The 16,406-nt window shown below is 49.8% G+C and carries 15 protein-coding genes; 1 reads left to right on the forward strand and 14 read right to left on the reverse strand.

All coding sequences use genetic code 11. The annotated features are described in order from the left end of the window. Nucleotides 1–44: 44 nt before the first annotated feature. The 9 genes from grpE to gpr form a co-directional block, all read right to left on the reverse strand. Nucleotides 45–590 carry a nucleotide exchange factor GrpE gene (gene grpE / locus MRBLPE1_RS21660; protein WP_364149279.1) on the reverse strand — a complete coding sequence of 182 codons (546 nt, stop codon included), beginning with the start codon at nt 588–590 and terminating at the stop codon, nt 45–47. A gap of 58 nt (nt 591–648) precedes the next feature. Beyond that, a complete protein-coding gene (gene hrcA, locus MRBLPE1_RS21665; RefSeq protein WP_364149280.1) occupies nt 649–1,674 on the reverse strand; it encodes a heat-inducible transcriptional repressor HrcA in 1,026 nt (341 codons plus the stop codon). Nucleotides 1,675–1,934: 260 nt separating this feature from the next. Next, nucleotides 1,935–2,210: a hypothetical protein gene (locus MRBLPE1_RS21670; RefSeq protein ID WP_364149282.1), complete on the reverse strand. Its 276-nt coding sequence runs from the start codon at nt 2,208–2,210 to the stop codon at nt 1,935–1,937. 261 nt (nt 2,211–2,471) lie between these two features. After that, nucleotides 2,472–2,942: an N-acetyltransferase gene (locus tag MRBLPE1_RS21675; protein WP_364149284.1), complete on the reverse strand. Its 471-nt coding sequence runs from the start codon at nt 2,940–2,942 to the stop codon at nt 2,472–2,474. 83 nt (nt 2,943–3,025) lie between these two features. Next, entirely contained in the window at nt 3,026–4,195 is a 1,170-nt protein-coding gene (gene hemW, locus MRBLPE1_RS21680; RefSeq protein ID WP_364149286.1) for a radical SAM family heme chaperone HemW, read from the reverse strand. Between the two features lie 131 nt (nt 4,196–4,326). After that, complete coding sequence (gene lepA, locus MRBLPE1_RS21685; RefSeq protein ID WP_364149288.1) at nt 4,327–6,144, reverse strand: translation elongation factor 4; 1,818 nt, start codon at nt 6,142–6,144, stop codon at nt 4,327–4,329. An 80-nt stretch (nt 6,145–6,224) separates the two neighbouring features. Further along, entirely contained in the window at nt 6,225–6,671 is a 447-nt protein-coding gene (locus tag MRBLPE1_RS21690; RefSeq protein WP_364149290.1) for a hypothetical protein, read from the reverse strand. Nucleotides 6,672–6,707: 36 nt separating this feature from the next. Further along, on the reverse strand, nt 6,708–7,985 hold the full coding sequence (gene spoIIP, locus MRBLPE1_RS21695; protein ID WP_364149292.1) for a stage II sporulation protein P: 1,278 nt from the start codon (nt 7,983–7,985) through the stop codon (nt 6,708–6,710). A 249-nt stretch (nt 7,986–8,234) separates the two neighbouring features. After that, nucleotides 8,235–9,242, reverse strand: a complete 1,008-nt coding sequence (gene gpr / locus MRBLPE1_RS21700) for a GPR endopeptidase (protein ID WP_364149294.1) — start codon at nt 9,240–9,242, stop codon at nt 8,235–8,237. A 217-nt stretch (nt 9,243–9,459) separates the two neighbouring features. Between gpr and rpsT the strand changes: the two genes are divergently transcribed. After that, nucleotides 9,460–9,732, forward strand: a complete 273-nt coding sequence (rpsT, locus tag MRBLPE1_RS21705) for a 30S ribosomal protein S20 (RefSeq protein ID WP_053376847.1) — start codon at nt 9,460–9,462, stop codon at nt 9,730–9,732. 138 nt (nt 9,733–9,870) lie between these two features. Here rpsT and holA read toward each other — a convergent pair whose 3' ends face one another. From holA to MRBLPE1_RS21730, 5 genes are all read right to left on the reverse strand, one after another. Further along, complete coding sequence (gene holA, locus MRBLPE1_RS21710) at nt 9,871–10,905, reverse strand: DNA polymerase III subunit delta (protein ID WP_364149295.1); 1,035 nt, start codon at nt 10,903–10,905, stop codon at nt 9,871–9,873. 243 nt (nt 10,906–11,148) lie between these two features. Continuing rightward, nucleotides 11,149–12,189, reverse strand: a complete 1,041-nt coding sequence (locus MRBLPE1_RS21715) for an anti-sigma factor family protein (RefSeq protein ID WP_364149297.1) — start codon at nt 12,187–12,189, stop codon at nt 11,149–11,151. Continuing rightward, complete coding sequence (locus tag MRBLPE1_RS21720) at nt 12,186–12,734, reverse strand: RNA polymerase sigma factor (RefSeq protein WP_053376850.1); 549 nt, start codon at nt 12,732–12,734, stop codon at nt 12,186–12,188. The genes MRBLPE1_RS21715 and MRBLPE1_RS21720 overlap by 4 nt, the downstream gene beginning before the upstream one ends. Nucleotides 12,735–13,120: 386 nt before the next feature. Then, entirely contained in the window at nt 13,121–15,712 is a 2,592-nt protein-coding gene (locus MRBLPE1_RS21725) for a DNA internalization-related competence protein ComEC/Rec2 (RefSeq protein ID WP_364149300.1), read from the reverse strand. A gap of 114 nt (nt 15,713–15,826) precedes the next feature. Further along, on the reverse strand, nt 15,827–16,357 hold the full coding sequence (locus MRBLPE1_RS21730; RefSeq protein ID WP_364149302.1) for a deoxycytidylate deaminase: 531 nt from the start codon (nt 16,355–16,357) through the stop codon (nt 15,827–15,829). Nucleotides 16,358–16,406: the final 49 nt, after the last annotated feature.

Raw genomic sequence — 16,406 nt, forward strand, 5'->3', positions numbered from 1 at the left:
ACATCAGCTGACTGCGCCACATTATCGTATAAAATCATTGCAGCTTAGCTGCTAACTTTCACCATTGCAGGCCGCAATACCTTGTCTTTCAAGATATAGCCTTTCTGTACTTCTTCCACTACGATGCCTTCTTCATGCTCATCGGATTCGACTTGCATAATAGCTTGGTGGAACTCCGGATTGAAAGGCTCGCCGACAACGTTCATGGCTTTAAGGCCTTCCTGCTCCAGCGTCTGCTCCAATTGGCGGAAAATCATATCCACGCCTTTCGCAAGCGATTCAAAATCACCATTAACGGAGGCAGCGGCAACCGCGCGTTCAAAATTATCTACAACCGGCAGCAGCTGACCAATCAGCTTCATCGATGCGTACTGTCCGAGTTCTTCTTTTTCCTTCATTGTGCGGCGGCGGAAATTGTCGAAATCCGCTTGCGCGCGCAAGAAACGCTGCTGACTTTCTTCCGCTTGCTTCACAAGATCCGCATAACGCGTATCCTCTTCTAGGACTTCGGATGCTTGCTCTGATTGCTCAGCAGATACCACTTCTTCCGCAGCTTCAACCGCTTCATTATGTTGCTCTTTCGTACTCATGCAATCACCTCCTTAAAAATTACGAATTGAAGTTGGCACGGTTGCATCGGCATAAAAACTATTTATACCAGCGGCCGAGAAGCACCGCCATATCCTTGGAGATCATATCCAAGAGACTGATAACTTTGCCGTATTCCATTCGTGTAGGTCCAAGAATGCCGATCGTTCCCAGCGATTGGCCATCAATAGCATAGGTTGCCGTAATAAGACTGCAATCGCTAATTGCCTTATGGTCATTCTCTGTCCCGATACGTACTTGTATACCTGACGGAAGACCGGTAAACATTTTCATTATAGCCGGGGTCTCGTCAAGCAGATCCAAAATCGTTTTTACTTTGTCAACATCCTTGAACTCAGGCTGGGTAAGCATGTTTGTCGTTCCGCCGAGGAAGATCCGATGCTCATCTTCGCTCTGCAGCGCATGGTCCAGTACCTGCAGCAGCTGTTCGTAATGATCAACATGCCGTTCAAGCTCTTGCCCAACTTCGGTGTAAAGCTTTGATCTTAACCGGACAAGCGGTACGCCCACCAATTTGGTGTTCAAAATGTTAACGACCTTTTCCATATCCTCCATTTTGAGGCCGTCAGGAATCGAGATCGTCCGATTTTCAACATGTCCAGTGTTGGTTACGATAATGGCGACTGCCGAAGTTTGATCAAGCGGCACTAGTCCAAAATGCTTCAGCGTTGTGCTGAACATTTCCGGTCCAAGCAAAATGGAAGTATAATTGGTCAAATTGGATAGGATCATCGCCGTTTGCTGGATGACTTGCTCCATTTGATTCATTTTGTCCGTAACGAACGAGCGAACCATGCCAATGTCGTTTTCATCCACTTCGCTAAGCTTCACTAAATGGTCGACATAATAACGGTAGCCCTTGGTCGATGGGACACGTCCTGCCGACGTGTGCGGCTGTTCAAGGAAACCCAGCTCTTCAAGATCCGCCATTTCATTGCGAATCGTTGCGGGGCTGAACCCAACGTCGCCGCGCTTCGAAATACTGCGTGAGCCGACCGGTTCAGCCGAGCGAATATAATCATCCACAATTGCATGCAAAATCATCCTTTGTCGTTCCGTCAGCATTCGAATTCCCCCTACCTAAATGTCTTCACCGTTATTTCAGTTTACCATCGTTAGCACTCAATCGAATCGAGTGCTAATCATTACTACAAAAATACCAAACCAGCTTGTCGATTGTCAAGTCGGTTCGGCATTTTTGTACGCCTTCATTGATGGGAGCCTGCTCGTCCAAGCAGCTGCTGCCATTTTTCATGTTCCAAGCACATGCTCACACAGCATGGTCTGCATAGAAAAGGAATATCTCCTTTTCAAAAAAAGCCGCATTATACTTTATGCACTTTGCCAGCTTCGTCTACAGCAAATTTTTCTTTTCTAACCCGTTTCTCGCCTTGGTACAGCTCGACGATCCGATTCGGTGATGCCGTGTCATCTATGATTACTTTCCAGCCGTTTGTGTTTAGCAAAGCAAAGATCTCATCATACTCCATAGCCTTAAATCCGTAAAATCCGCTTAAGCCTGCCCATTTTTTCAGCAACACCGTGGTGACATGCTTCAGCTTATCTTCTACTGCAGTCAATTGGTTTTTCTTTTCGCTCATTATTATTTCTCCTCTATATTACAATAAACACCTACACTGACTATATACCAAAACGCAGCTTTTTACTATCAAGACCTATCGGGACGTATGACACTCCCGAAATCCTGGCGTTCTGCTTCTGCAACTGCTAGTATCTGCGCTAGTTGAACGGATCCCTCCCATCGAACCGCATAAAAAAACCACTTCACCATTAGCCATGCACATGAGCTAACGGGATAGTGGTAAAAAAGATAATGCCTGCTCGTACGATATTTCCTTAGTTCAGCTCAGCATTTTTAATACTGCAATCTCATCGCAAGCCAGCTGTTTCGGGCAATTCACGCAATCCTTCCATACTTTCTCCGGAAAAATTTCCTTCTCGACAACCGTAAAGCCGTTTTTCTCAAAAAAAGATACAGCATACGTTAAAGCCATGATTTTCGGAATTTGCTGCTCCTTTGCCTGCTCAATAAGCGCTTCGACCAGTTTGCTTCCGATCCCGACTCCCTTATAGCCCTCTGACATACCGAGCGAACGAATTTCCACTAAATCCTTGCCAAGTCTCGTCAGCGAGCCGCATCCGACAACTTCATCCCCGATCTCCGCCACAACGAACGTATCGATCATATACTCGAGCGCTTCCCGAGTGCGAGGCAGCATAATGCCTTTCTCCGCATAACCTTTAATGAGTTGAAATAACGTCTCGATATCATCCGAGGTCGCTTTTCTGCATACAACCTGTACTGCCTGCATTAGTACCTTCGCCTCCACCCGGTGCAAGTTCAAATTCAATATGAATAAATATACAACATAATGAATTTTTCCTCAAGTGAATTTTAGCCGGTATACCCAATAAAAGCACCAAATACATCATTGCCCAGCAGCACGCCTTTGTCAGTCAGCCGATATATCGTGTCATTCCCTATATTCTCAGCCTCAAGCAGGCCGTCATTCATTAATTTTGCAATCACATCGCCAAATTTCTGCTCCAGCGTTTGTCCCTTAAACTGGTTGGAAAAACGCGACGCCGGCACGCCTTCGAGCAGCCTGAGCCCCACCATCATCAGATCCTCCATCGCTTCAGCCTCCGGTACCTCGAATTGCTCTAAGCGGGGCAGCTTCTCAGCGGCAGCATCAATATAAGGCGTAATTCCTTTCAGATTAACGTGACGCATCCGGTTAACATAACCATGGGCACCCGCTCCCAAGCCGTAATAAGGCTCATTGCGCCAATAGGTGGAATTATGGCGGCTTTCAAAACCAGGCTTGGCGAAATTGCTGATCTCATAATGAGCGTAGCCGTTTGATTTCAACATTTCCATGAGCAAAATGAACATATTAAATTCCTCCTCCTCCGGAGGCAGAGGAAGCTCATTGCGTTCATACAGCTTATGGAACAGGGTGTTTTCTTCAACTTTCAGACTATAAATCGAATAATGCGGCAGTTCAAGCTCCATCGCTTTATTTACGCTGTCACGCAATAACTCGACCGTCTGGCCCGGCAGGCCGAACATCAAGTCGATCGATAAATTGCTGAAGCCGACGCTTCGCGCATTTTCAATGCTGCGGTAAACATCATCCACGCTGTGGATCCGTCCGATTTTTTCGAGCAAGCCGTTGTCAAAAGACTGCACGCCAAAGCTGATACGGTTGACGCCGCCTTCCTTCATCGCTGTCAGCTTGTCGATATCCGTTGTGCCCGGATTGGCTTCCATCGTAAATTCAACATTCGGTGCAAGCGGAAAATACTTGCGAACCGCCTTCAAGAATCGCTCCATTTGCGGTGGCGTCAATACGGTAGGCGTTCCGCCGCCGACAAATACCGTATCGATTTCAATAGGAGGCCATTCCGCTACAGTACGCTGCATTTCCATTTCAAGCGCATCCAGATACTGATCCACGGGCTGCCCCTTCAACACATAAGAGGTGAAGTCGCAATAGTGGCATTTATTCGTGCAAAACGGGATGTGTATATATAAAGCGCGCGGTGATTGCATAATGGTCATCGTTAGTTTTCTCCTTCAAGCGTAAACGGATGGTGCCACCGTTAAGCGGTTAGCTCGCGTCTCGCATTGAAATATTAATCAATTTCAATAGAAAAAAGGGAGAGCTGCGCCCTCCCTCATCCTCGTACGTCTTAATCCTCGCCGATTTTGAGTACCGCCATGAACGCTTCCTGCGGCACCTCTACGCTACCTACTTGTTTCATACGTTTCTTGCCTTCCTTCTGCTTCTCAAGCAGCTTCCGCTTCCGGCTGATGTCGCCGCCGTAGCATTTGGCAAGAACGTTTTTACGCATGGCTTTTACCGTTTCGCGAGAAATTACTTTATTTCCGATTGATGCCTGGATAGGCACCTCGAACATTTGGCGCGGGATCAGCTCTTTCAGTTTTTCGCAAATTACTTTGCCGCGTTGGTATGCACGGTCACGATGAACGATAACGGACAATGCATCGACCTGTTCATTGTTCAGCATAATATCCATTTTCACCAGGTTGGATCTGCGATAACCGCTGATCTCGTAGTCGAATGAAGCATAACCCTTCGTGCTTGATTTCAACTGGTCGAAGAAATCATATACGATTTCGGAAAGCGGAACGTTGTAAGTAAGCGTAACGCGGTTCGTATCCAAATATTCCATGTTGACGAATTCGCCGCGCTTGTTCTGGCAAAGCTCCATAATCGCTCCAACATAATCGTTCGGCACGATAATGGCTGCTTTCACAAACGGCTCCTCTACGTAATCGAGCTTTCCGGCTTCCGGATAATTCGATGGATTATCGATCTCCATCGTTTCGCCGTTCGTCAGCGTAATTTTGTAAATAACGCTTGGCGCGGTCGTAATGAGCGGAATATTGAACTCCCGTTCGATTCGTTCTTGAATAATTTCCATGTGGAGCAGGCCAAGGAAACCGCAGCGGTAGCCAAAGCCGAGCGCCGTCGAAGATTCTGGTTCATATCTGAGCGAGGCATCGTTAAGCTCCAGCTTCTCGAGCGCATCCCGCAAATCGTTATAATCCTGCGTTTCAATCGGGTACAGTCCGCAGAATACCATCGGGTTGATCTGACGGTAGCCCGGCAAGCGCTCCGGTGCAGGACGCTTCGCTTCGGTTACGGTATCGCCGACACGCGTATCCTTAACATTCTTGATGCCTGCAACGACAAAACCTACATCGCCGACCGCAAGCTCCTTCACGATCGACATGCGCGGCATGAAGGCTCCTACCTCTATTACCTCGAACTCGGCTCCTGTTGCCATGAAACGAATTTTCGAGCCGGCTCTGATGCTGCCGTCCATAACCCGAACATAGACGATAACGCCCTTGTACGGATCATAGTGGGAATCGAAAATAAGCGCTTTAAGCGGCTGGTCCGGATCACCGGTCGGCGAAGGCATCTTAGCGACTACCTGCTCCAAAATTTCTTTGATGCCGATACCGGCTTTTGCAGAGGCAAGCACCGCATCGCTTGCGTCAAGACCGATGACATCCTCGATTTCCTGTTTTACCCGTTCAGGCTCTGCGCTCGGCAAATCGATCTTGTTGATCACCGGAACGATCTCCAGGTTGTTATCAAGAGCCAAATAAACATTCGCCAGCGTTTGAGCCTCGATACCTTGCGCCGCGTCAACAACGAGCAGCGCGCCTTCGCAAGCCGCCAAACTTCGGGAAACCTCGTATGTAAAATCGACGTGTCCAGGCGTATCGATCAGGTTGAGTATATACTCAATGCCGTCATCCGCAATATAAGCAAGACGAACGGCTTGCAGCTTGATGGTAATCCCGCGCTCCCGCTCCAGATCCATCTGGTCAAGCACTTGCTCTTGCATCTCGCGTGAAGTTAGCGCACCGGTAAATTCTAAGATCCGGTCAGCAAGCGTCGATTTTCCGTGGTCTATATGCGCGATAATGGAAAAATTCCTAATTCTCTTTTGTCGGTCACGTACGTCAGTCATGCCTAACCCCCACAATTTCCAATAATGCTAATCATTCCTCCTATTATATCAGTTAAGGGGAATACCAGCAATGTTCATTATCACTTGGTTAAGCCGTCAAAGATCGAAACGACCATCCGGATGCCTTCGCTTGACATATTTTGGAGCAATCCGGATGTCGAATCCGCTATGCGGTTCACTGCAGGCTGATCATCCTGGAGCGGTACGCCCGGCAAGCGCTCATTCACATCAGATGTATTTTCGGCAGTCTCGGACGAATTTTCGGAATCTCCCCGCGAGGCCATTTTCTTTAACTCTTCGAGCTCTTTTTCAAGCTCGGCTATTTTTTTCTGCTGTTCCGTCTCGAATGACTCTTCCGGATTCGGATTCACGGTTACTTCAGGCTGTATGTTTTCCGTATATTCGTCGGCATCTTCAACCGGTCCGTAGATCCTTTCAATGCCATGCGATGACATATCGATGCCGTACATGACGATGATCGCCAAAGCGCCTCCGAGCACCGTCCATTTCAGCGCATTTCGTTTCATCTGCTCACCGTTCCTTTCTTGATATGATAATTAAGGTTAGCTGGCTTTCCCCTTGCTTGCCGACGCCTTTTCTTCCTCCCAGTAAATGTCCGAAATAACTTCCGCGAGCGCATCCGCCGTCCGGTAAGATTCCGCGAGCGTATTGTCTACGCCGCCTACCTCGATCAACACGTTGTCCTCGGCAAGCGACTGATTATATTCCGCGTTGCCCGAAGCGGCAGTTTTCCCCCAAATTCCGCGTGATATGCCCGGATATTTTTTATCCAAGGCTTCATGGATTTTGGTTGCGAATGCTTCGTTTTTCTCCCAATTCGGGTTTTTATGCCCGATGATAAAATAGACCTGCGCATAGCTTTTCCCGTTTATATCGATCGTCGTATATTTTCTTTTTTGCGAATCGCGGTGCAAATCGAAGAAAAACTTCAAATCCTTGCTGCTCGCAATCGCTTCCTTAATCGTTTTCATCGAATATTTATAGGATAATTCCCATCTGTAATTTTTTATGGCCGTAGGGTAATCCGTATCGGAATGCTGCGCGCCTACACCGTTTTCCTCCAGCTTATCCGCCAGTCGCTTGCCGACTAACGTTATGTTTTTGGTGCTTGAATTAGGGTCCTTCGATTTATCGGTCAGCTCGGGATACCAGGATTCGCGATTATGGGAGTGATATACGAATACCACCTTTGAACCGCCCGTCGTCGGTTTTTCCTCTGCCCCTTTATCTCCCGGGTCGTTGCCGCTGTCATCCGATTCAGCCGGCTTATCCGATGGAACAGGCGTTTGACCGGGCTCCTTGTCCGGATTCGACCCGTCGTTTGAAACCTCGGTTCCATCCCCCTCATCCAGCCCTCCAATCGGATCATAGGTAATCGGAGCATTGTCCTCCGGCCCTACCGCGGTATCTGTCCCGATGCCTTTACGAATGAGAAAAGCGTCATTCGCGCTCAAGCCGGGCAATTCGCCCGCAAGCAAGCTCATCGGATCGTTAGGATTAATATCCGTCAAAGCCCTCATCAGCAAGGAACTGATCTGCTTCGTCGTAAAGGACTCGGTTTCGCGGCTGCTTTGGAAAGCAGGCATTTCCATCTCTAGCATATCCCCAAAAAACCCGCTGGATACTGCGGCAGCGAATCCTTTCATCGAATTAACCGGCGATGCTGTGGTTTGCTGATGCGCCATACCCGCAATGCCCAGCATGACAAAAAATACCATGGAGCAAAAAGAGAGCAACGCGAACGTACGTCCCGTCACCAGCAAATGTCTCATTCGTTTACTTTCTCTTCCAAAATCAAGCAGCATGATCTTTCGTTTCATAAGCTGTCATACCTCCCGCTTCTTTGTAACAGTGGCCTCAATTACTATTAATCTATGAGAGTGACAGAGTTCATAGAACCACGCCCGGATGAATGAATCGGAAGTAATAGATTCGGTCATCCTAGTTGAAAACGGGTTTTGCTAGGGACAATTATGATCTGAAGATAGATTCACCCTTCAAAGCCGTACAAAATAAAAAGGACTGTCCGCAAGCTTTGTCAGCTTGCAGACAGTCCAGCGATGCATTTTTTAATGGGTATAAGCAGCAACATTGTTCGTATCTACGGCCTCGTGAAGCGAAGCGTTAAGACCGCTTGCGATGATATTGGCTATATCCTCGATGAATTCATCGATCTCCTTAGGCGTAACCAAAAGATCATGGCCAAGCGGGCTAAGCACTTCTTTTACCAGCTGCAGCCGTTCGTTTTCCTCCATCTGGTTAACCAAGCCTAAAATATGATCGGTATTGGCGTTTTGTTTGTTAAAATGGCTGCTCATCATTTCAAGCGTGTTATTCACGATAGTCGAAGCATACACAACCGTCGGTACGCCGATCGCAATGACCGGAACGCCTAAAATTTCTTTTGTCAGCCCTTTTCGTTTATTGCCGATCCCCGATCCCGGATGAATGCCCGTATCCGCAATTTGAATCGTCGTATTCACCCGTTCAACGGCCTTGGATGCAAGCGCATCGACGGCAATGACAAGATCCGGCTTCGTTTTCTCCACGATGCCGTGCACGATCTCGCTGGACTCTATACCCGTGATGCCCAGCACGCCAGGCGCCACCGCGCTTACAGGGCGATAGCCTGGCGCTACTTGATCGGGCATGAGCTCGAAATAATGACGGGTAACCATAACATTCTCAACGACGATCGGCCCCAGCGCATCCGGCGTAACATTCCAGTTGCCCAAGCCAACGATAAGGACCCTCGCGTTTTTATTGATAGACAGCCTTTCGAGGAATGCTTCAAAATGCTTCGCGAACTGCGTCGCTACGCGATCTTGCAAGCCGGTATCTCCGTTACGCAGGCCCGGCACCTCTATCGTTACATAATGACCTTGCATTTTGCCGATTGCCGCAGATCCTTGCTCGTTTTGTACATGCAGCTGCGTTATCGTGATGCCGTCATCCTCGGTTGTTTCAGATTGTATGCCGGGTATCGGACCGCCTCGCGGCGCTTCCGCCATTTCTTTCGCCTCAAGGGCCAAATCCGTCCTAACATTGTATTTCTGCAAATCAAGCTCTTTCTCCACTGCTCATTCTCCCTTCAAGCGCATGTGCTGAAGTTATTGTTTGCAGATGGTTTATTTTCATACTCTCGAAAGCACCTTTGGACTTCCGCAAGCTTGTTTCGATGCCGCGAGTACTGCTATTGCTTTTTGGGCATTGGCATGATAATATATTTTAAGTTGTGTTGTCTAGGTTTATTATGTCTATAAACCGCTGTAAACAGTTTAGGAGGTGAATTCCATGCCAAATATTAAATCCGCGATTAAACGCGTTAAAACAAGTGAAAAGCGTCGTGCTTTGAATGCATCCCAAAAATCCGCACTTCGTTCGGCCGTTAAATCTGCTGACCAAGCTATCGCTGGCACTGATGTAGATGCTGCTAAAGCAGCTCTTATCGCTGCAACGAAAAAATTGGACAAAGCAGCAACTAAAGGCCTGATTCATAAAAATGCGGCTTCCCGCAAAAAATCTCGTCTTGCGAAAAGACTTAATGCCCTTTCGGCTCAAGCCTAAGCAGGATAACCGCTTAAACGGCTAAAGCATCCTTCGGACGAGTTAGCATGTTTGGCGCAAAAGAAAGCTTCACCAACCTTTACGGGACGGTGAGGCTTTTTTTTATGCCAAAATATAAATAAAGCATGGAAATAAGCGCTAAGCGCCCTTTTCCATGCCGAGTGATAATAAATAAAGCTCCAAACCGAGCGTTTTGTCAATGGCTCCGGTTTTCATTTGATAGTCGAGATCAGCCAGCGATGCCAGCAGCCTGCCGAGCCTAGGCACTTGGAACTTGCGGCTCTTCTCCGCAGCCAGCTTGACTGCATACGGATGCAAGCCTAATTGACCAGCCATTTGCTGAGGGGAATATTGATGCTGCTCCAGCTCTTTGATCTGCAGCATGATTCTAAGCTGCCTGGCGATCAGCGCCGCAATTTTTATCGGCTCCTCGCGGCGAACCAGCAGCTCTCTGTACAGCCGGATAGCCTTGTCGATACGAAGCTCAGCTATCGCATCCACCAGCGCAAAGACATCCTCCTCAACGGTTGCCGCTGTCATCAGCGCAGCCGTCTCCACATCGATTGTACCGCCTGAGCCTGCGTGCAAGCACAGCTTGTCCACTTCTTGCGACAGCTGCTGCATATTTGCTCCCGCGCGAGAGAGCAGCAGATCGGCCGCATCAGGTGACATCGTTCTTTTCTGGTCCGCTGCCCGCTTGATCATCCACTGCTTCAGCTGAGCCGCATCCAGCTCGGGAAAAGGGACCAATGCATTGCGGTCCTTCAGCGTCTTAACGAGCTTCCGCCGCTCATCCAGTTTCTCTGCATTAACGGAAATGACAATGATCGAAGTCTCCGAAGGATACTCCATATATTGAATCAGCTTCTCGGGCCGATGCTCAAGCTTGCCGCCTTCCTTGCCGCCGGCGCACATAACGGTCGCGTCACGAATCAAGATCAGCTTGCGCTGTACAAAGAATGGCGATGTCTCCGCTTCGAGGACCGCCTCTTCTATCGACGTTTCTGCCGTATCGAATTTCACGATCCCAAGCTCGCGTTCCTCAGGCGAAAACATCGCTTCGGTCAGCATCGTTATAAAATGCTGCACGCGGTAGCGATCCTTGCCATATAACACATAAATCGGACGGAAGCGCCCGCCTTTGATTTCCTTTAATGCTTCCTTAGCATCCATACTTTCACCTCATTGCGAGTATGTACATTTAAACGGCAACAAAGGGATGAGCCGTTTATAGGCTTCATCCCTTTGCCGAACATCTATATAAACATTCGCAGGCAGGTCCATGGTACCGCCCTGCGGATGGTCATACGACGTTATGGCTTCATCGCAGACACTCTCTATGCTAATACTATACGCAATAGCGGATGAAAGTGTGCGAATTCCTCATAAAATAATGGCAATTTGTTAAACTTTTCTTTAATGCGCCGCCTTCTGCTCGGTCAGCGTTGAAAGATCAATCTCATACTTCTCGATTGCCCCATTCTCGACATGCACCTCGTAGGTCAGCTTCGAGCTGTCCTCGGACCATATCAAATTAAGCAGCTCGCCATTTTTACGCGGCGATTCGAACACAAGGGATTGGTCGGTTTGCGCGGCCACCTTAACCTTAAAATCATCTGCTGCAGCGCCATATTTACCATCTGGAGAAATAACGGCGGATTCAGAGGCAATTCCATATTTCTCGTCGACTGAATCGCCTGCAAAGCCCTGCGACGAATTTGTTCCGCCGTCAACAGCAAGGTCTTTGTCTTGTACATCGGCACTCTCACTCTCAGCCACACTGCCGCTGTCCGAGCTGCCGCCGCCTGCGCTGCTTGTGCCAGGATCACTTGTTGAGGAAATCGAGTTTTTCATCGTTTCAGCCGGTTCTTTGGTTGTTGTTTCCTCGTCATTATCTTGCGTTTCCATTGTTTCCGTACGAACTTCCGACGATCCGGACCCGTCATCTTTGGAGAGGGTACGGAGCGAGGCGCTTTCCGGCACTTCGCTCGCTGAATCTGCTGCTGCATTATTCGATGTATCCGCAGCAAATTTAATTGCTGCAAAGTCAGGCATTGCTCCCGGCTTATACGTTACTAAAAACAAGCCTGCCACAATTCCGGCTGCGATCACGCCGCTCATGACTCGCATGGAAGGCCAGCGGCGTTCACGCTTCACGCGGCGCGGAGCCGCTTCCTCTGTTTCCACCGTTTCCTGCAGCCCGGCAGGCTGCACCGCATCCTGCTGGTTAAACAGTTCGATCCGCTCTAGCTGAGGCATAATGGCGTCCACCAAGCTATAGCTCGGCATTACTTTTGGCAAACTGGTAAGTTCGGCGGATAATAGCTGTAACCGCTCAAACATGGCTGCACAGTCCGGACACTGTCTAGTATGGCTCATCAAGACTTCAATCTCGTTATTATCGAGATCGTCATCTAGCTGTCTTTGCATTAATTCCATCACCTCTTGACAATTCATCCCCGGACACCACCTTTCTGATAATCATGGAGTAACGTCTGCAGCTGTTGCCTAGCTCTGAATAAATAAGATTTTACCGTATTGAGCGGCAAATCAAGCGAATCTGCAATTTCATTGTAAGAGAAATCCTGCAAATAACGAAGGACGACTACCGCGCGATGATGCTCAGGAAGCTTGTCGATCGCGGCTTGAATGTCTTTCACGGCATAAGCAGACATTACCTCGTCCTCCACGTTCTGTTTTTCGTGGAAAACCATGTCGTGCTCATCTATCGAGACGGTCGGTTTATTTCTCCGAAACTTATCAATGCAAATATTGGTTACAATACGCTGAATCCATGTTTTAAATTGCGCTTTTTCTTCGTACGAGCCTATCTTGGTGTAGATCCGAATGAGTGCCTCTTGCGCTGCATCCAAAGCATCCTGTTCGTTATTCAATATATAATAGGCTGTCCGATAAACATGCGTTTCAATCTCTCGCAATAGAGTAATTAAAGCGTCGCGATCTCCCGACTGAGCGGCTCTTATGAGCTCTGGCTCCACCACGAAGGATCCCCCTCTCTTGCAACCATTCTGACGAACTGGTTGCGGTAAAAGTTGCAGTTGAATAAGAAATATTACTTTATTTTTTTTAGTAACAATTGCCAATTAATCATTTGTCCTCTAGCGGAACAAGCTCTCTATTATTTTTCTGGAATAAAATAACAAAAAATATCAATTCTCGCTAATCGGGAGTTCCGAAATGAACTCCACATTAAAGGATACCAAATTTCCAGTACCTCGTATATAGAAAGCGAATGAATACGGTGGAATGCGCTGCTCCGTCAATCTGGCAATAATAAAGGACGGCCAGCGGACGTTGTTCTGTAATATCCATAAATGTATACCTGCAGCAACCGTATGCGCAAGCTCTCGAATTCTTCCAATTCTTATTATTCTTTTATATATGAGAGCAAAGCTTGATCCGTCACCGTAAAACGAACCTCGCCGTCGACGTCCGTCCGCCAAATCTCTGTACCCTGTTTGGCTAACCTTGACAAAACATCAGGATTCGGATGTCCGTAGCTATTCGTTGCGCCGACGGAAGCGACGGCCCCGCTTGGCTTCCAGTAAGCCAACCAAGCCTCGCTGGTTGAAAACCTGCTGCCGTGATGCGCGACCTTCATGACCGATACGGGTTTCCGCTCGGAGGAAAGCAATGGGCTCTTATTTTGCTCATTGCGAATGATCGCTTTTTCCGTTTCCGAATTTATGTCTCCCGAGAACAGAAAGGTCGATTGATAGAGCTGCACGGTCATGACTACGCTCTTTTCATTTTGTTCCTCTAGCGCGGCGACCTTTTCCGGTGAGGCGCCGTCAGCCAAAGGCCATATGATGCTGATCTCGGTATTTTTGTCCGGCTGATGCATCATGCCTGCCCTGACGCTGTACAATGGTATACGCAAAGAGACTGCCTGCTTCAAAAGCTGTTGCGCGTCATCGGATTCCTTCACCGTGCCATTCCACCATATGCTGCGAACGGGTATCGTATCCAGCACCGCTTTTAAGCCGCGGATATGATCACTGTCCAGATGCGAAATGACGAGAATATCGATTTCCTGCACGCCTCGTTTCATGAGAAGCGGGACAAGCACCTTCCGCCCGACCTCGAACGGATCGCTGCGCTCTCTCCACTCCTCGCCAGGCTTCCGGTAGGTGAGCGTGCCTCCCCCGTCGATCAAGATATGCTTGCCTCCAGGCGTCCGGATATGTATGGCATCCCCTTGCCCGACGTCAATAAAGCTTACGGATGCTTGTTTATTGAATAAATCAGGCTTATAGACGTAGAAGAGCATCGCCGACAGGAGGATCAGAAGCGCAAAGATGCAAGTGCTTAGCTTTTTATTGCCCGCCTGTGCGAATTCGTAGGTTGTTATGATTCCAAGCGGCTGCGTCTGCTCCAAATCTAAAGCTGCTTCGAGATAGCGCGCTGTTCGGCGGTCCGTCCAGAGATTAACCAACCGAAATAACGCTCCAAGAATAGTAAGCCAAGCAGCAACCCACCAGATCGGCGGCGTAGCCCATATCGTTCGCAGCGAATCCACCCGGGACAGGTGATCGACAAGCGCAAAGGTCCAGTCATTTGCATAATGCGAGGCAAAGGCAAGCAGCTTTCCGCCAGCCTCCCACGGTATGGCAAGCAAAAGGGCAACGGCCCCAAGCGGCATCACGACAAAACTAATGAAGGGAACGAGCACAAAATTCGCAAGCATAGATAACATATGAAACTGATTGAAATAATAGATCGTGACTGGAAAAGACACAAGCTGGGCAACAAGCGTAACCGCGAACAAATCCAGCAGCGAGCCGCCCTTTCTCCACTTCGGCATCGCTTTCCGTACGGGCTGAACGCCTATAACCAAACCAATCGTCACGATAAACGAGAGCTGGAAGCTTACGTTTTCAATAAAGAAAGGATCGTAAGCCAGCATAAGAACAGCTGCAGCCGCAAGAAGATGCATGCCGTCCTTCAGCTTCCCAAGGCGTGCGGCAAGCAAGCCCAAAACCGCCATTAAACCCGCGCGGATGACGGAGGGCGAGGCCCCTGCCAAGAGCACGTACAGCGGAACCGAAACCATCAGCAGCAGCAGAATACGCTCGCGGCTCATCCGCGCAAAGCGAAGCAAGCCTCCAAGCGCGTATAGAAATACCGCGACATGGAGACCGGATATGGCCAATATATGCGTAAGTCCCAGCCGCGAAAATTGCTGGAATTGTTCGGGGTCGAGGTCCTCGCGAATTCCGAGGACGAGCCCCTTCATGTACCCGGACTGCGCAGACGGGTAGAGCTTATCCATCCGCGCGCCTAGGCAGGCGCGCGCGTTATCGACGCGGCCGAGCAGCGCGGCCGCGGTCCATTGGGGGCCCGCCGCCGCTTCGACGGCGGCGGTGCCCTGCACCTTTAGCAGCCAGTGGATCCTCTGGCTGCTCAGGTAGCGGCGGTAATCGAATCCGCCGCTATTGGATGCGCCGGCCGGCCGCGTCAGCTCGCCGGCCAAGCGCACGCGGTCGCCGCGCTGCCACGCCGCGGCGATGGCCTGCTCCGGCTGCACGGCGAGCCGGACATGCACAACCAACCGCTCGCGCAACTCTCGCGAGGCGGCTTCACCCTCCACGTGGATGCGGTCCGCCGCCACGCGAAACATCACGCGGTCGCCGTCGATCTCCACCGCCGACATGATCGTGCCGACCGCTTCCGCCGCATACGCCGCTCGCGGCCCATCCGCCTCGGCGGCGGCGAGCAGCGCCGGCAGCTCGGTCACGTTGCGGGCATCCGCCCACAACCGCTGCCCTGCGGCAAGGCTTACTGCAAGCGCGCAGGCTCCCGCGAGCTGCCAACTCGCCAGCCGGCACAGCACGGCTGCCGTCCCGAGCAGCGCAGCCGCGCCCGCCGCAAGCAAAACGCCGCGGCTGCTGAAACCCGCAGCCGCGGCGCTCCCCCCTACAAAGCAAATCGCAAACCAAATCAAAGGACGTCGATTCATCCCCAGCTCCCCTTCTTTCACTTTTCTGTCTGCAAAAAAAAAGAACCTCCGACGCATCCAAAGATGCATTCGAAGGTTCCTCCTCCACTGTGTATGAAATTGTTACTGCTAATGCTAAGACGTTACTACCATATGCGCCTGGGCCGGCGGGTCGAATTGCTCCAAACAACGGAAGACGATGCCTTTCTGTTTCATGAGATGGATCACCTTTTCGCTGTCCTTCGGGTAGCTGCGATGATAAACGATTTCGATCACGCCGCTGTTCGCCAGCATGTTCGCGCAAGTCCAGCAGGGCTGATCGGTTACGTAAACGGTAGAGCCCTCGCGGTCGGCACGGTCCGTGAACAGCAGCAGGTTTTGCTCCGCATGGATCGTACGGATGCAGCGCTGCTTCTTAAAAGGCTGTTCCTTGCCGTCGACCAACTTCATCTCGACCTCCTCCGAAATCATGCAACCTGCCTCAAGACAATCCTGCACGCCCATCGGCGCTCCGTTATAAGCGGTTCCGAGCAGCTTTTTCCCTTGGACGAGAACGGCTCCGACATGCCTGCGCGGACAACGCGAGCGCGTCGAAACCATATAGGCGATATCCATAAAATAAGTGTCCCAGTCTTTGCGGACGGCATCTTGCGTTTGGGTATTCATCAATCTAACTTCCTTTCTCATGCTGTTTCTGATGCTCTAGCTGCATCGA

It is taken from the genome of Paenibacillus sp. LPE1-1-1.1 (assembly GCF_040676435.1).
Classification (GTDB): domain Bacteria; phylum Bacillota; class Bacilli; order Paenibacillales; family Paenibacillaceae; genus Pristimantibacillus.

Bases quoted from the DNA above. Each gene is read 5' to 3' on its own strand.
- grpE (WP_364149279.1), bottom strand. From the start codon at position 590: ATGAGTACGAAAGAGCAACATAATGAAGCGGTTGAAGCTGCGGAAGAA.
- hrcA (WP_364149280.1), bottom strand. From the start codon at position 1,674: ATGCTGACGGAACGACAAAGGATGATTTTGCATGCAATTGTGGATGAT.
- MRBLPE1_RS21670 (WP_364149282.1), bottom strand. From the start codon at position 2,210: ATGAGCGAAAAGAAAAACCAATTGACTGCAGTAGAAGATAAGCTGAAG.
- MRBLPE1_RS21675 (WP_364149284.1), bottom strand. From the start codon at position 2,942: ATGCAGGCAGTACAGGTTGTATGCAGAAAAGCGACCTCGGATGATATC.
- hemW (WP_364149286.1), bottom strand. From the start codon at position 4,195: ATGACCATTATGCAATCACCGCGCGCTTTATATATACACATCCCGTTT.
- lepA (WP_364149288.1), bottom strand. From the start codon at position 6,144: ATGACTGACGTACGTGACCGACAAAAGAGAATTAGGAATTTTTCCATT.
- MRBLPE1_RS21690 (WP_364149290.1), bottom strand. From the start codon at position 6,671: ATGAAACGAAATGCGCTGAAATGGACGGTGCTCGGAGGCGCTTTGGCG.
- spoIIP (WP_364149292.1), bottom strand. From the start codon at position 7,985: ATGAAACGAAAGATCATGCTGCTTGATTTTGGAAGAGAAAGTAAACGA.
- rpsT (WP_053376847.1), top strand. From the start codon at position 9,460: ATGCCAAATATTAAATCCGCGATTAAACGCGTTAAAACAAGTGAAAAG.
- holA (WP_364149295.1), bottom strand. From the start codon at position 10,905: ATGGATGCTAAGGAAGCATTAAAGGAAATCAAAGGCGGGCGCTTCCGT.
- MRBLPE1_RS21715 (WP_364149297.1), bottom strand. From the start codon at position 12,189: ATGAATTGTCAAGAGGTGATGGAATTAATGCAAAGACAGCTAGATGAC.
- MRBLPE1_RS21725 (WP_364149300.1), bottom strand. From the start codon at position 15,712: ATGAATCGACGTCCTTTGATTTGGTTTGCGATTTGCTTTGTAGGGGGG.
- MRBLPE1_RS21730 (WP_364149302.1), bottom strand. From the start codon at position 16,357: ATGAATACCCAAACGCAAGATGCCGTCCGCAAAGACTGGGACACTTAT.